This window comes from Nocardia jiangsuensis (genome assembly GCF_042650385.1).
In the GTDB taxonomy this organism is placed as follows: Bacteria; Actinomycetota; Actinomycetes; order Mycobacteriales; family Mycobacteriaceae; genus Nocardia; species Nocardia jiangsuensis.
In genome coordinates this window covers 476,612-491,953 of the sequence record NZ_JBHSAX010000013.1, presented here as the reverse complement: position 1 = coordinate 491,953, position 15,342 = coordinate 476,612, and the positions used below count along the sequence as shown (strand labels likewise).

The following is a 15,342-nucleotide window of genomic DNA, read 5'->3' as shown; positions in this document are numbered from 1 at the left end:
GGAGTGAGCGGTGGCGCGCTTCCGGGTGGTGACCAAGCATCAGATCTCCGGGTGGCGGTTCCTGCTGCGCCGCATCGAGCACGCGCTGGTGCGCCGGGACGCCTCGATGATCGACGACCCGCAGCGCGGCCGCTCGACCGCGCTCTCCATCGGGGTCGCGCTGGCCTGCGTGGTGGTCGCGGGCGCGGCGGTGCTGTCGTTCTTCAAGCCCGCGAAGAAGGTCGCGGACGCGAAGATCGTCTCCGAGAAGGACTCCGGCGCGCTCTTCGTCCGGATCGGCGACCGGCTGCACCCGGCGCTCAACCTGACCTCGGCGCGGCTGATCATCGGCTCGGCGGACAAGCCGGTCCCGGTCTCGAAGGACGAGCTGGCGAAGTATCCGCGCGGCCCCTGGGTCGGCATCCCCGGCGCTCCCGGCACCATCGCCGACAACGCCGAGCGGGATTCCTCCTGGACGGTCTGCGACACCTCGCGCAGCGGCGCCACCGCCCAGGTCGACCCGAGCACCGGGCTGCCGACGGCGCGGCTCTCCGCGCCGCACACCACCGCGATCGGCGGCCCGCTCACGGTGGACGGCACCGTGGTGCGCGGGCTCGCCGCGGACGAGGCCAGGCTGTTCCGCGACGACACCACCACCTGGCTGGTCTACACCGACGGCGAGCGCGGCGTCGTGCGCGCCGCCATCGACCCGAAGAACTCGGCGGTCGCGCTCGCCCTCGGCATCGATGCCGCCGCGCCGGTGCTCGCCGTCTCGAAGGGGCTGATCGGCGCCATCCCCGAGGCGCCGCCGCTGACCGTGCCCGACGTGCCGGGGGCGGGCGAGGTCGTCACGCTGAACTCCGGGCTCACCATCCCGGTCGGCTCGGTGCTCACCACCTCCGCGCCGGACCAGCCCGCGGCGTACTACCTGGTCGCCAGGGACGGCCTGGTCCGGGTGACGGCGCTACTGGCCGCCGTCGTCCGCAATGCCGACGCGCACGGTGCCGCGTCGGCGCGGACGATCGGGCCGGACGTGCTCGCGGCCAACCTGCGGCCGGGCACCTGGCCCGGCACCGCGAGCTACCCGGCCAAGCCGGTGCGGCTGGTCGACCCCGAGCGGATCGGGGTGAGCTGCTACCACTGGTCGCGCACCGACCGCGACCCCGCCGCCGTCACCGAGCTCCTGGTCGGCACCGGGCTCCCGCTCTCCGCCGAGGAGCAGCGCCGCACGGTGTCGCTGGTGACCGCGCCCGCCTCCGGCGGCAGCACCGCCGACGCCGCCCACCTGCCCCGCGACACCGGCCGATTCGTGCAGGTGACCGGTGCCGACACCGGGTCGCCGCTGCGCGAATCGCTGTACTGGATCTCGGACAGCGGGGTCCGCTACGGGGTCGAGGCCGCGCTCACCGGCAGCGGCACCGATCCCACGCTGACCGCGCTCGCGCTGCGCACCCCGGTGCCGGCGCCCTGGCACATCGTCTCGCTGTTCGCCGTCGGGCCGACGCTCTCCCAGCGCGACGCCCGCGTCATGCACGACGGCATCCCACCGGATCAGCTGGTGGCCGGCTTCGGAGGTCCGTCGTGACGGTGACCCGCCGCTTCGTGCGGCCCGCGCGGATGGTGCGCGGGCCCAAGGTGCCCGCGGTGACCGAACTGCGCTTGCAGCCCCCCACCGAGCTGCCGAAACCGGTGCCGCCCTCGCGGCTCAAGATGATCATGCCGGTGGTGATGGTGGCGGCCATGTGCGGCATGGTCGTGATCATGGTCCGCGGCGGCGGCATCGGCAGCTCGCCGATGGCCATGCTCTTCCCGGTCATGATGATGGTCTCGATGTTCGGCATGATGGGCGGCTCGATGGCGGGCAACTCGTCCGGCGGCGCGGCGAGCCTGAACGAGGAGCGCAAGGACTACCTGCGCAGCCTCACCGACAACCGCAGGACGGTGCACGATTCCGAGGCCGAGCTCTTCGAGTTCCTGCGCTGGACCCACCCCGGCCCCGCCGCGCTGACCAGGCTGATCGGCGGCAAGCGGATGTGGGAGGTGCAGGTGGCGCACCCGCAGTTCCTGCGGGTGCGGGTGGGGCGCGGCCGGATCGCCAACCAGGTGCGGGTGATCGTGCCGGAGGCGGCGCCCACCTCGGACCTGGACCCGGTCGGCGTGGTGGAGCTGACCCGGTTCGCCAAGGCGTACTCGACGGTCGGCGGGATGCCGGTCGCGATCAACCTGCTCTCCGCGCCGCAGCTCGGCCTGGACGGCGACCCGGAGGCAGTGGCCGGGCTGGTCAGGGCCATGATCGCCGAGGCCGTCGTGCTGCACGGCCCGGATCAGGTCGCGGTGGCCGCCGTCCTCACCGACCCGGACGCCGAGCAGTGGGCCTGGCTCAAGTGGCTGCCGCACACCCAGCACCCGGCCGACACCGACGCCATCGGGCCCGGCCGGATGATCTACCGGACCGTGAGCGAACTGCGCGCCAAGGTCCTCGCCGGGCTGAACCGCGGCCCGTTCTCCGCCAACTCCCAGCCCACGCTTGACCGCCGGCACTACCTGCTGCTGGTGGAGACCGCGGGCGCCGCCACCGACCGGGACATCTCCGGCATCGACGGCTGCACCTGGATCCGGATCGGCGCCGCCGAGCAGTACCTGCCGCGCGCGCTGCGCTTCACCGTCGCCGCCGACGGCGCGCTGCGCGAGCTGAGCGCGCGCGGGCCGCGCCCGGTCGGCATCGCCGACACCATGTCGGCGCCCGCGGTGCGCGCGCTGGCCCGCACCCTCTCGCCGTACCGGTTGACCACCGTGGTCGAGGCGGTCGCCGCCGAGCAGGCGGGCACCGGGACCAGCTGGGAGGAGCTGGTCGGGATCGCCGACCCCGGCGACATCCGGGTGGCGCGGCAGTGGCCGCAGCGCCGGGACGCCGACCGCACCCGGCTGAACATCCCCTTCGGCCACGACCCCGCGGGCGGGATCGTGCACCTGGACATCAAGGAGTCCGCCGAGGAGGGGATGGGGCCGCACGGCATGTGCATCGGGGCCACCGGTTCCGGCAAGTCGGAATTCCTCCGCACACTGGTCCTCTCGGCCGTCGCGACGCACCCGCCGGACCTGCTCAACCTGCTGCTCGTCGATTTCAAGGGCGGCGCCACCTTCCTCGGCTTCGACCGGCTCTCGCACGTCACCGCGGTGGTCACCAACATGGAGGAGGAGGCCGATCTCGTCACCCGCATGGAGGACGTGATCAACGGCGAGATGGCCCGCCGCCAGCGCATCCTGCGCGACGCGGGCAACTTCGCCAGCGTCGCCGATTACGAACGGGCCAGGGAGCAGGGCGCCGAGCTGGCCCCGCTGCCGACGCTGCTGATCATCCTCGACGAGTTCGCCGAGCTGCTGGAGCAGTACCCGGGCTTCGCCAAGCTGTTCGTCGCGATCGGCAGGCTCGGCCGCTCGCTCCGGATCCACCTGCTGCTCGCCTCGCAGAAGGTGCCCGCCAACCGGATGGGCGAGCTGGAGGCGCACCTGTCGTACCGGATCGCGCTGCGCACCAACCAGACCAGCGATTCCCGCGACGCCATCGGCACCGCCGACGCCTACCACCTGCCGAAGAAGCCGGGCGCCGGGTACCTGCGGGTCGGGGCGGGGGAGCTGCAGCGCTTCCAGGCCGCCTACGTCGGCGCGCCGTACGTGGCACCGGTGCAGAGCGCGGCGGGCGCGCAGCGGGTGCGGCGGGCGGGCGGCGGCTACCGGCCGCCGCAGCTCTTCGTCTCCGGGGTGATCGCCGAGCACCGCCCCCCGGTCGTCGAGCCGGAACCCATCGCGCCGGAGCCGGAGTCCGGCGCCGACCCGGTGACCGTGATGGAGACGGCGCTGCAGCAGCTGGCCGGGCACGGCAGGCGGGCGCACGCCATGTGGCTGCCGCCGCTGCTGGTCCCGCCGACCCTGGACCGCATGGTCCCGACGGTGCGGCCGGGCGCGCTGCAGCTGCCGGTCGCGCTGGTCGACCGGCCGCGCCAGCAGCGCCAGGACATCTGGTCGGTCGATCTGGCCGGCGCGGGCGGGCACGTCGCCGTCGTCGGCGGGCCGCAGTCCGGCAAGTCGACCACGCTGCAGACGCTCGTGCTCTCCGCGGCGCTGACGCACACCCCGGAGCAGGCGCAGTTCTACTGCCTCGACTTCTCCGGCGGGCTCGCCGGGCTGCGCAGGCTGCCGCACGTCGGCTCGATCGCCTCCTCCCGCGACGGCGACCGGATCCGGCGCACCTTCGCGCTGCTCACCACTCTGATCGCGAGCAGGCAGGCGCTCTTCGCCGAGCTCGGCATCGACTCCATGCGCGAGTTCCGCAGGCGCCGCGGCACCGCGGCGGGCGCGGCCGAGCTCGCCGCCCGCGGCGACCGGCACGGCGACGTCTTCGTCGTGGTGGACGGCTGGGACATCGGCTTCGCGGTGAACGGCCCGTACTTCGACGAGTACCTGCCGCTGATGGAATCGATCGCGCTGCAGGGGCTCAACTTCGGCGTGCACCTCATGGTGAGCAGCTCGCGCTGGGTCGCGATCCGCCCCGCCGTCAAGGACCTGCTGCAGACCAGGATCGAGCTGCGCCTGGGCGACCTCACCGACACCGTGTTCGGCAATCACCGCGCCGCGGTCGCCGCGGTGCCCGCCGAGCGGCCCGGCCGCGGTATCACCGCCGACGGGCTGCACATGCTGGTCGCGCTGCCCCGGGTGGACGGCTCCGGCGACGTCGAGACCGCGGGCGCCGGGCTGGCCGCCGCGGTCGACCGGCTCGGCGCGCAGTACCGGGAGCGGCACGCACCCGAGGTCAAGCTGCTGCCCGCGCGGGTCACGCTGGCCGAGATCGGGGCCGGGCTGCCCGCGCCCGCCACCCCGGCCGAGCGGCTGCGGGTGCCCTTCGGCATCCGGGAGTCCGACCTCGCCGCCGCCACCATCGATTTCGGCGTCTCGACGCACCTGATCGTGCTCGGCTCCTCCGGGTCGGGGAAGTCGACGGTGCTCGGCGCGCTGCTCGCCTCGATCCGGGAACGCTTCGACCCCGCGCAGGCCAGGGTGCTGCTGGTCGACTACCGCAGGCAGCACATGGACGCGCTGCCGGAGGAGCAGCTGGTCGGCTACCTGACCAGCGAGCGCGACGCGGTCGAGAACCTGCCCGCCTTCGCCGAGCGGATGCGCGCCCGCCGCGCCCCGGACGGCGTCACCTCGCAGCAACTCAGGGAGCGCTCGTGGTGGAGCGGGCCGGAGATCTTCGTCGTGGTGGACGACTACCACATGGTCGCGCAGCGCGGCGCGCGAAATCCCCTGGAGCCGCTGAAGGATCTCATCGTCGACGGCCGCGACACCGGATTGCACGTCGTGGTCGCGCGCAATATCGCGCAGGCCGACACCGCGATGTACGACAGCGTGCTCGGCCAGATGAAGAATCTGAACTCCTCCGGATTCATCATGGACGGCTCGAAACTGGACGGCATTCTGGTCGGCGACGTGAAGGCGACCAAACAACCCGTCGGCCGCGGAATTCTGGTGGAGCCGCTGCATTCCCGGAAGGACCTCGTGCAGTCCGCGTGGATTCCGCCGGACGAATCGTCGGGCTGAGCCCCGTTTTTCGCGGGGATTCCCACCGTTGGGAATGGCTTAACGTTTTGTTTGTACCGCCCGGTACGGGTCGACACCCCCGCTTCACTAGGAGTTTCCATGACTGTCGACGTAACTCCGGAACATCTCGTCGTGACCAGCGGTAATCTCGCCGCCGCCGAAGCCGCGCTCAGCGCCGCGCTGAAAGCGACGCACGAGGCCACCACGACCACGCTCGCCGTCACCAACACCCCGGAACCGGTCATGCAGTTCTGCGGGCTGGTCTTCCAGGCATTCGAGACCCCGTTCGCCGGCTGCAACGAGGGCGGCGCCACCTATCTGCGCGACGGCCACCAGGTGCTGCCCGCCGTGAGCGCCGGGTACGAGACCACCGATATCGCGGGTGGCGTGTCGACCGCCGCCGCAGGCGCGCGCTTCGGGAAGTAGCCCGATCCGAGCTCGGAAGGAATCGGAGGCGTCATGCCCGCAGTACTGTTCGATTTCGGCGCGATGCCGCCCGAGGTCAACTCCGCCAGGCTGAGGCTCGGACCCGGCCCCGCCCCGATGGCGGTGGTGGCGGACTGCTACGCGAACGTCGCGCTCGCGCTGATGACCATGGCGGCCGAGTCCGCCGCTGCGATGGGCGCGCTGGAGACGACCTGGCGCGGCCCGGCCGCGAGCCGGGCGCAGGGCGCCTTCCGCAACTACGGGAACTGGCTGCAGCAGCAGGCGCAGGTCGCGGCGCAGGCCGCGGCGAGCGCGTCGGGGGTGGCGACGGCCTGCGCGGCGGCCTACGCGACCATGCCGTCGCTGGAGGCGATCCTGGCCAACCGCGCGGCCTCGGCCACTCTCGCCGCCAGCAACTCGATGGGGCAGAACACCCTCGCCATGGCGGTGAACGAGGCGGTGTACATGGCGATGTGGTTCGCCGCGTCCGCGACGATGAACACCTACGCGGGCGCCGCGCTCGGCGCTACCGCCGGACTGCAGCCGCCGGTGCCGCCGCCGCCGATCACCACGCTCGGCACCGGGTACGACGCGGTGCAGACCTTCGGCGAGCTGGCGGGCGAGGACGTCGGCGGGGCGGACGACACCGGCGTCCGCCTCGAGAAGCTCGCCGACACCGGGGGCGGCGGCGGTGACAGCGGCGGCGGCGACAACGGCGGCGGCGACACCGGGCCGAAGGACGTCACCCAGCCGGCCGACCCGGGCGGCAACCCCGGCACCGACATCACGAACCCGCCCGCCGAACCGCCGCGGTCGCCGGGTGATCCGGCGCAGGCGCTCGGCGACGTGCAGCGCGCGGGCGCCGGGCTGCCCGACTCGCTGGCGGACGCGACGTCCGGCGGCGGCGAGGTCATCGACCAGCACGGCTTCCTCGGCACCTCGCCGTACTCCAGCACCCTCGCCGCGCTGAACGGCGGCGCGCTCGCCACCGCGGGCGGGCTCGGGCTGATCACCGGCGGGCTCGGCGCGCTGGCCGGCTCCGCCACCGGCTTCCGGATGCCGCGCACCTGGACCCCGGGTGCGGGCACGGCCTTCGGCGCCGCGCCGAGCGCGCCGTCGGCGGCCCCGGTGAGCAGGCAGGCGCCGCGCGGGGTGACCGCGCCGCGGGCGACCATGCGCCGGCGCCGGGACGAGGAGCGGGACGGCGATGTCGCCGTCTATGTGCCCGGTGGCGATCCGGGTGTGCCGCTGCTGGAGGAGATGCCGGTCTTCGGCGTCATCGAGTACGACGAGGACCAGCGGGAGGACCGCTTCGCCACCGACCGGCAGTACGAGGTCGGCGTTCTCGAATCGGCCTACGACCACTAGAGGAGAGGAACCACAGTGGCAACCTTGATGAATGTCAGCCCCGAATCGATCCAGGCGTCGGCGGGAAAGACCGCCGCCGGGCTCGGTGAGCTGGAGAGCCACCTGAAGGGGCTGTCCGGTGCGCAGGACGAACTCTATGCCGCCGTGCAGGGCCAGACCGGTGACGCCATCTACCAGGCCATGAGCCAGGCGTACACCTCGGGCAAGGCGCTGGCCGGGACGCTGCAGGAGATCGTCGACGCGATGACCGCCGTCGGCGCCAACTTCGACGCCGCGGATCTCGACTCCGCGGGACAGTTCTACCGCGACCTCGGCACTGACGGAAAGCTCGACACCGGCGCCGGTTTCGGCGGCGGCTCCAAGCTCAACATGAATTTCTGACCGGCGCGTTCCCGGCCATCGAAGACCGATCACGAGAAAGGCGGCGAACCGATGAGCGGTAAGCCAATCCACGTCAATTTCAGCGCCGCGGACGCGGCCACCGGCAATGTCGGCTCCCTGGTCGCGGCCATGGAGACCAACACCGCGAACCTGCGGAAGATCTACCAGCAACTGCTGCAGGAGTTCCAGGGCTCCGGCGGCACCGGCTACGAAACGGTCATGGCGAACTTCGACAGCAAGCTGACCGCCTACGACGGCAGCGTGAACAACGTCAAGGCCAAGCTGGTGCAGAACGTCAACACCGGCGGTATCCACCACGAGACCGATATCGCCCAGGGCAACCGCTTCCTGGGCGTGTAGCTCGCGGATCGGCATTCGTTCGTGGAGAGCGACCCCGTCGCGGTCGAGTTGAACGTCGACGCGGCGCTGCTGCTGCAGGAGCTGGCCGGCATCGAGTCCTACCCTCCGGTGCTGGCCGTGCTCCCGAACATCTACGACCTGGACGACCGGCACCGGGTGCGCGTCGCCGTCGCGGCCGAGCTCGGCGAGCTCGGCATCCTGGCCGGCGGCGCCGTGCACCCGGTGGTCGAGCGCTGGCTGCACTGCCTGCACCGGCCCGACGTCGAGCTGGTGGCGCGGATCGTGGACACCGGCCGGAGCGGCGGCGACCGGACCATGCTGCGGTTCTCGCTGGTGCGCAGCGCGCGGGAGCACGTGCTCGCGCTGCGCTGCGAGGACAGCATCGTCATCCAGCCGGTGTTCCAGGGCGGGCGGGAGCTGCGGAACGTCACCGCGGCGCTGACCGCGGCGCTCGGGTACCTGCCCGCGGTGCGGTTCGAGCCGGTCAGCGCCGACCTGGCGGAGTTCGAGGCGGTGCCGGGCGACCCGGTCGAGCGGCGGGCGGCGCTGCTCGCGCTGGGCGCGAACCCGCACAGCGCCGGGGTGCTGACCCGGGTGCTGGACGAGGTGGTGCGCCGGGCCGAGATCGTCGCGGTGCAGCACCGGGACGGCGGGTCGGTCGAGACCGAGGTGTGCCTGAGCGTGCTGGACACCGTCTCCGGGCGGCTCGTCGTCGTTCCGCACCCGACGCTGGACGGGCGCGTCAGCTCCACCTTCGCACCCGGCGACGACGCGGCGGTGCACGCGGGGGTGGCGGCGCTGCTGGAGCTGCTGCCCGGGCGGAGCTGGTTCGACACCAGCCGGATTCAGTGAGAGAGAGGAATCGGATGCCGAGCACCAATGGCCGTTCGACCGAGTCGGTCCGGCCGCTCGGCGGCTACGACGCGTACTTCGCGCAACCGGACGTGGCGCCGGCCGCCCCGCTCCGGGCGGAGACGGGCGGCCCGGCCGCGCCGGTGCCCGCCGAGCCCTTCCAGGTGCCGGACGCCGCCCGGCTGCTCGCGCAGTCCGGCGCGGCCGCCCCGCCCTCCGCGCCGCAGGTCCCGGAGACCTCGGCTCCCGGCGCCGACGGACCGAGCCGGGAACCGGCCGCCGGCCACGACGGCACCCGCACCGCAGCCGACTCCGGCGTGGCCGGGACCCGCACCGCAGCCGACTCGGGCCACGACGGGCCGCGAACCGCAACGGATTCCGGCCACGCCGGGCCGCGAACCGCAGCGGACTCCGGCCACGCCGGGCCGCGAACCGCAGCGGACTCCAGCCACGACGGGCCGCGAACCGCGGCGGATTCCGGTTACGCCGGGCCGCGTGCGGCGGGGGATTCCGGCCACGACGGGCCGCGCGGCGCACTGGGCTCCGGCGTCGATACGCCGCGCCCACCGGCCGGGTTCGACGCGCCGGAGCCGACCTCGTGGGCCCCGCCCCCCGAGCCGTCGATCGTGATCGAACCCGCCCGCGCGTACCAGGATTCCGGCGAATCGCGCGCCGAGATCCGGCGGTACACCGCGCCCTCCCGGGCGCAGACCGCGGCCCGCAGGCGCGCGGAGTACGGCGTGGCGGAGCCGAGCCCGCTGGTCCCGGAGCGCTACGACCGCGCGGCCGAACCGGCGCAGCGGATCGAGGTGCTGCCGGCGACGCTCACCTCGATGGACCTGCTCGCCGACATCGCCGCCGCGAACCGCGCCAAGCTCCGCTCCACCACCGGCATGCGCGGCGCGCTGAACAAGGTCGGCTTCAAACTCGGCCTCTCCCCGGCCGAGCAGCGGATCGAGGAGCGCCGCGCGCGCATCCGCCGCCAGCTCACCTCCACGTACCAGATCGCCGTGGTGAGCGTGAAGGGCGGCGTCGGCCGCACCACCGCCGCGGCCGCGCTCGGCTCCACCTTCGCCGCGCTACGCCCGGACCGGGTCGTCGCCATCGACGCCAACCCCGACTTCGGCGACCTCGCCACCCGCACCAGCCGCCACCCCTACGGCCTCACCCTGCGCGACCTGGCCCAGGCCCCCGACCTGGACGCCTTCTCCGCGGTGCAGTCCTTCACCTCGATCAACACCGCCGACCTCGCCGTCCTCGCCTCGCCGTGGACGACCGATGCCACCGAGCCGCTCTCCGGCCCCGAGTACACGACCGCCGTCGAGGTCCTGCGCAGGCACTTCAACCTGCTGCTCGTGGATTGCGGCACCGGCGTGCTCGACTCCGCCTCGGCCACCGTGCTGCGCGCCAGCGACGCCGTCGTCGTGGTCACCCCGGCCACCGTCGGCGGCGTCACCGGCGCCGTCGCCACCCTGAACTGGCTCGGCTCGCACGGCCTCGGCCGCCTGGTCGCGAGCTCGATCGTCGCGATCGTGCACCACCAACCCGCCAAGCCGACCGTCGAGGTGGAGGCCATCGAGCAGCTCTTCGCGACCGCGCAGCGCCCCACCCGGGTGCTGCCCTACGACGCGCACCTGGCCGAGGGCGGCGAGATCGACCTGCGGCTGCTGAACGGCGAGACCGCCGCCGCCTTCGAGGAGCTCGCCGCCGAGCTGGCCGACGGCTTCCCCGGCCACCAGGGCGGGTGGCGATGAGCACGGCTGTCGCGCCGCCCGCCCCCGTTGCCGCGCAGGCGTCGGCCGAGGTCGCCCGCGCCCGGATCGCGGTGCTGGTCGCGACCTACCAGGTCGACGTGGTGGTACCGACCAGGTTCACCATCGAGACCTTCATCGACGACCTGCTCGCCGTGCTGGCCGCCGCCATCGACGACGAAAACGTGGATTTCGTTCCGCCGCAGGGGCAGTGGAGCCTGGCCAGGCCGGGCGAGCCGCCGATGCCGCGCTGGCGCAGCCTGGCCGACCACGACATCGCCGACGGCACTGTGCTCATGCTCGCGGCGATCGAGTCCACCGAGATCTTCACCCCGGTGGTGGAGGACATCACCGACGCGCTCGCGCAGATCAACGAGCGCGAGTTCGCCGAGTTCGACCCCGGCACCGCGACGGTCGTCGGGCTGGCCGCGCTCGGCGCGGGCGCGACCGCGGTGGCGACGCTGCTCGCGCGCTCCTGGTTCGCCTCCGGGTCGCTCTGGTGGTGCGCGCTGCCCGCGCTGCTGCTCGGGCTGGCCTGCTGGGGCGGCGCCGTGCTCGCGTTCCGCCGGGCGGCCCCGCCGCGGCTCCCGCTCGGGCTGACCCTCGCCTCGGTCCCGCTGCTCTTCGCCGGCGGCGCCATGCTGGTGCCGCCCGCCTACGGTGAGCCCGGCCCGTTCGCCGCCGCCAATCTCGCGGCGGGCGCGGTGGTGGCCGCGGTGGCCGCGGCAACCATGCTGCGGCTCACCGGCATCGGCACCGCCGCGCTCACGGCGATCACCGTCGCGGGCGCGGTGCTCGCCTGCGCGGCACTGCCGCTGACCTACCTGAACCTCTCCGTGGCCCAGGTGAGCGCGGGCGCTGCCTTCGCAGGCATCGTGCTGCTGACCGCCGCGCCCCGGCTCGCCGTCGTGATCGCCCGGATCCGCCCGCCGGACCTGCCCGACCCGGGCACCGAGGTGGCGCCGACCACGCTCACCGACCTGTTCGACGCCGAGACCGGCCGCGCCGTCGAGGACGGCGACCGCCCGCGCGCGACCGCCGAGCCGGGGATCGAGGCGCGGGCCCGGCTCGCGGTCACCAGCCTGCGCGGCCTGATCGCGGCCGTCTCCGCGGTGCTCGCCACCGCGGTGGTCTGCACCGCAGCGGCCGCGCCGGGCGGGATCAGGGAGCTGGTGCTCGCCGCGGCCGTCGCAGGCATCCTGGCGCTGCGCTCGCGCTGGTTCCCGGACCGGGTGCAGGCGATCGCGCTGCTCACCGCGGCGACGGCGGTGGTGGCCGCGACCGGCATCCAGCTCGCCGCCACCTACCGCACGCCCGGCGCCGACCTGGTGGTCGCCGTCGTGGTCACGCTGCTCGCCTGCGCCGGGTGCGTGGCCGCGCTGCGGTTGCCCGGCAGGCGGCTCTCGCCGGTCACCCGGCGGATGATCGACCTGCTGGAGTACGCGCTGATCCTGGTCGTCCCGGTGATCGCCTGCTGGATCATGGGCATCTACACCGCCATGCGGAGTCTCTGATGCGGCCGACCGGGCGCCGCGGTCGTACGCTGGCGAGCCGGGCCGGCAGGGGAGCGCTGGCCGTGCTCGCGGCGAGCGTGCTCGCGACCACCGCCGCGCCCGCGGGCGCGCTGGCGCCACCGGAGGTGGTGATCGGCTCCCCGCCCGCCGACGACCCGCCCGGCCCGGAGTTCCCGGTCAAGCAGGACAAGGGCTGCCTGGCCGCGGGCGTGTTGCCGGACAGCGACCTGACCAGGACCCCGCCGCCGGAGGAGGCGCTCGACCTGGACCGCGCGCGGGCGCTGAGCCGCGGCGCCGGGGTCACCGTCGCGGTGATCGACACCGGCGTGCAACCGCAGCCACGGCTGCCCAACCTGATCGGCGGCGGCGACTACGTGACCCCCGGCGGCGACGGCCTCTCCGACTGCGACGCGCACGGCACCCTGGTCGCCGGGATCATCGGCGCCGCCGACGACCCGGCGGACGGGCTGACCGGCGTCGCCCCGGATGCGCGGATCATCTCCATCCGGCACCACTCCGGCGCCTTCGTGCCGGACGGCGGCAGCCTCGACCAGGCCCAGCGCGCCGCCGCCGAGATCAGGACGCTGGCGAGGGCCATCACCAGGGCGGCGAACCAGGGCGCCGGCGTGATCACCGTGTCGCTGCCGATCTGCATGCCGGTGGAGCAGCAGCTCGACCAGGCCATGCTCTCGGCGGCGATCGGGCACGCCGTGCACGTGCGCGGCGCGCTGATCGTGGCGGGCGCGGGGAACACCGGCAGCACCGGCTGCCAGGAGCAGAACCCCGCCATCGACCCGGCCCGCCCCGGCGACCCGCGCAACTGGGAGAAGGTGCGCACCATCGCCACCCCCGGCTGGTTCGCCCCCACCGTGCTGACCGTCGGCTTCACCACCGCGACCGGCGTGCCCATGCCGGATTCGCTCGCCGGGCCGTGGGTCTCGGTGGCCGCGCCCGGCACCGGGGTGGAGTCGCTCGGCCCCGGCGGCAGCGGCCTGGTCAACGGCGTCGGCTCGCCGGACAAGCTGGTGCCGGTCGGCGGCGCCTCGTTCGCCGCGGCCTACGTGAGCGGAGTCGCGGCGCTGCTGCGCTCGCGCTTCCCGAACGAGACCCCCGCCGAGATCGCGGCACGGCTGACGGCGAGCGCGCACGCGCCCGCCCGCGGCATCGACAACGCCGTCGGCGCCGGGCTGATCGACCCGGTGGCCGCGCTCGGGTACCGGAGCCCGCCGCGGCCGCCCGCCGGGCTGTTCCGCGGCACCCCGTTCACCATGCCGGTGCCGCCGCGCCCGGCGGACCCGGTGCCCGCGGTCGCCGCGACGGTGGTGGTGCTGGCCGCGGTGCTGCTCGGGGTCGGCGGCGCGGCGGGCGCGAGCGCGGTGCGCCGGAGGCGCCGGTGAGCTTCCCATCGCTGCGGATCGGAGGTGTGGAGCGTGTTCCCTTCGCCGCGATCGTGATCGCGGGCGGACCCCCGGTGGTCCTGCTCTCGGCGCACACCCCGTGGTGGGTGGTCGCGCTGGTCTGCGGTGCGCTGCTGGTCCTGGTGACCGTGCGGGTCGGCGGCCGCACCGGGGTGCGCATCCTGCTCGACCGGATCGCCTACCGCGCCGGCTACGCGGCCAGGGCGGCGGCCCGCGCCGCGCCGCTGCCGATCACCGACGTCGCGGTGCCCGCGGGCGTCTGCGGGATCGGTGGGCGGGACGGCGTGCTGGTCGCCATGATCCAGCTCGCCCCGAACCTGGATCTGCCGACCGTGGTCACCGAGGCGTCGCTCTACACCGAGGACACCATCGGGATCGCCGAGCTGTACCCGATGCTCGACCAGTTCGGTGTCGGGGTCGACATCGACGTCGTCACCACCGGGCGCCGGGTCCGCGCCGACGGCGGCTACAGCATGCTCTACGACCAGCTGATCGGCACCCACCCGGTGGTCGGCGACCGCCGCACCTGGCTGGTCGTCCGGCTCGACCAGCGGCGCGACCTGGTCGCGCTGGCGCGGCGCGGCCCGGTCGAGGTGACCGGGCCGCAGGCGCTGGCCACCGCGGCGCACCGGATCGCGAACCGGCTGCGCGAGCGCGGGATCGCGGCGCACGCGCTGCCCGCGGGCGCGCTGCGCGAGGCGATCCGGTCGCTGCACGCCGGGGTCGAGCTGGACGAGCTGCGCGAGACCTGGCGGCAGCTCGAGTCGTCGGTACCGGGACGCAGCGTGACCAGCTTCGCCATCGACTGGCCCCGGCTCGGCGAGACCGGGCTGGACGACTGCTGGTCCTGGAGCCGCGGCCACACCACCCTCGTCATCGGGCTCTCCGCGGCGGCGGCGGGCCCGCGCGCGCTGGTGCGCTACGTCGGCCCGCCGGTCTCCAGCGCGGTGCCGGAGTACCTGCGCCCGCTCGGCGGCGCACAGTCCGCCGCGCTGCTCGCCTCGCTGCCCGGCGTGGTCGCGGTTGGCCGGCTGCGCGGCGCGGAGTCCGGCGCCGATATCGCCCCGGCCGAGCTGGTGGCCCGGCTCGCGCTGCCGATCGGGCCGAACGGCCAGATCCTGGGGGCGATCAGCGGGCAGCCGCGGCACAGCCTGGCACTCCCGCTCTTCGACCCCGCCCGCTACAACCCGCGCCGCCGGGCCGTCGACGTGCACGCCGTGCTGCCGGTGGCGCAGCAGATCGTGCTGCGCGCCATGGTCGTCGGCGCCGACATCGAGGTGCATACCGCGCGGCCGCAGAGCTGGCAGCAGCTGGTCGCCGCGGTGGGCGACGACCGCTCGCTGCGGCTGGTCGACACCTATGCGGCCGAACCGGATTCGCCCCGGGAGCCGCCGGCGACCATCGCGGTCTTCGACCAGCTCCCGCCGCACGGCTCCGAGGCACCGACCACCGTGACGATCAACGAGCTGGGCGGCCCGCGCCAGCGCTCGGCCGACCTGGCCATCACCCAGGTCGGCGCGACCGCGGTGGACGTGAGCATTCCCATGCGTACAGTGCGGGTCGAGCTCATCGAACCACGCGGCGAAACCCGCTACGTCGATCCCGCCGACGGCCCGCGCACACCGAGCGCGCCCGCCGGTTCCACTGTCCCCCGAGCGATTCCGCCGACCGGCGGACGTCGCGTGAGCTGACGAG

General features: G+C 74.2%; 11 protein-coding genes. All 11 read left to right on the top strand.

Translation table 11 applies throughout. From position 1 onward, the window contains the following. The first annotated feature begins 10 nt into the window (after window positions 1-10). The 11 genes from eccB (at window position 11) to eccE (ending at window position 15,338) form a co-directional block, all read left to right on the top strand. The gene (gene eccB / locus ACFO0B_RS13845; protein ID WP_378612806.1) at window positions 11-1,564 is read left to right on the top strand and encodes a type VII secretion protein EccB; all 1,554 of its coding nucleotides are present in this window, start codon (window positions 11-13) and stop codon (window positions 1,562-1,564) included. Beyond that, the gene (gene eccCa, locus ACFO0B_RS13840; protein WP_378612805.1) at window positions 1,561-5,577 is read left to right on the top strand and encodes a type VII secretion protein EccCa; all 4,017 of its coding nucleotides are present in this window, start codon (window positions 1,561-1,563) and stop codon (window positions 5,575-5,577) included. Before eccB ends, eccCa begins: the two co-directional genes overlap by 4 nt. A gap of 99 nt (window positions 5,578-5,676) precedes the next feature. Next, on the top strand, window positions 5,677-6,003 hold the full coding sequence (locus ACFO0B_RS13835; protein ID WP_378612804.1) for a hypothetical protein: 327 nt from the start codon (window positions 5,677-5,679) through the stop codon (window positions 6,001-6,003). Window positions 6,004-6,036: 33 nt separating this feature from the next. Then, window positions 6,037-7,371 (top strand): PPE family protein, encoded by a 1,335-nt coding sequence (locus tag ACFO0B_RS13830; RefSeq protein WP_378612803.1) that lies wholly within the window; start codon window positions 6,037-6,039, stop codon window positions 7,369-7,371. 15 nt (window positions 7,372-7,386) lie between these two features. Further along, on the top strand, window positions 7,387-7,752 hold the full coding sequence (locus ACFO0B_RS13825; RefSeq protein ID WP_378612802.1) for a WXG100 family type VII secretion target: 366 nt from the start codon (window positions 7,387-7,389) through the stop codon (window positions 7,750-7,752). Between the two features lie 51 nt (window positions 7,753-7,803). Continuing rightward, window positions 7,804-8,112, top strand: a complete 309-nt coding sequence (locus ACFO0B_RS13820) for a WXG100 family type VII secretion target (RefSeq protein WP_378612801.1) — start codon at window positions 7,804-7,806, stop codon at window positions 8,110-8,112. Window positions 8,113-8,133: 21 nt separating this feature from the next. Next, window positions 8,134-8,964, top strand: a complete 831-nt coding sequence (locus tag ACFO0B_RS13815) for an ESX secretion-associated protein EspG (protein WP_378612800.1) — start codon at window positions 8,134-8,136, stop codon at window positions 8,962-8,964. A gap of 14 nt (window positions 8,965-8,978) precedes the next feature. Further along, window positions 8,979-10,718 (top strand): nucleotide-binding protein, encoded by a 1,740-nt coding sequence (locus ACFO0B_RS13810; protein WP_378612799.1) that lies wholly within the window; start codon window positions 8,979-8,981, stop codon window positions 10,716-10,718. Continuing rightward, complete coding sequence (eccD, locus tag ACFO0B_RS13805; protein WP_378612798.1) at window positions 10,715-12,229, top strand: type VII secretion integral membrane protein EccD; 1,515 nt, start codon at window positions 10,715-10,717, stop codon at window positions 12,227-12,229. Before ACFO0B_RS13810 ends, eccD begins: the two co-directional genes overlap by 4 nt. Further along, on the top strand, window positions 12,229-13,626 hold the full coding sequence (mycP, locus tag ACFO0B_RS13800; protein WP_378612797.1) for a type VII secretion-associated serine protease mycosin: 1,398 nt from the start codon (window positions 12,229-12,231) through the stop codon (window positions 13,624-13,626). The genes eccD and mycP overlap by 1 nt, the downstream gene beginning before the upstream one ends. 26 nt (window positions 13,627-13,652) lie before the next feature. Next, entirely contained in the window at window positions 13,653-15,338 is a 1,686-nt protein-coding gene (eccE, locus tag ACFO0B_RS13795; RefSeq protein WP_378612796.1) for a type VII secretion protein EccE, read from the top strand. Window positions 15,339-15,342: the final 4 nt, after the last annotated feature.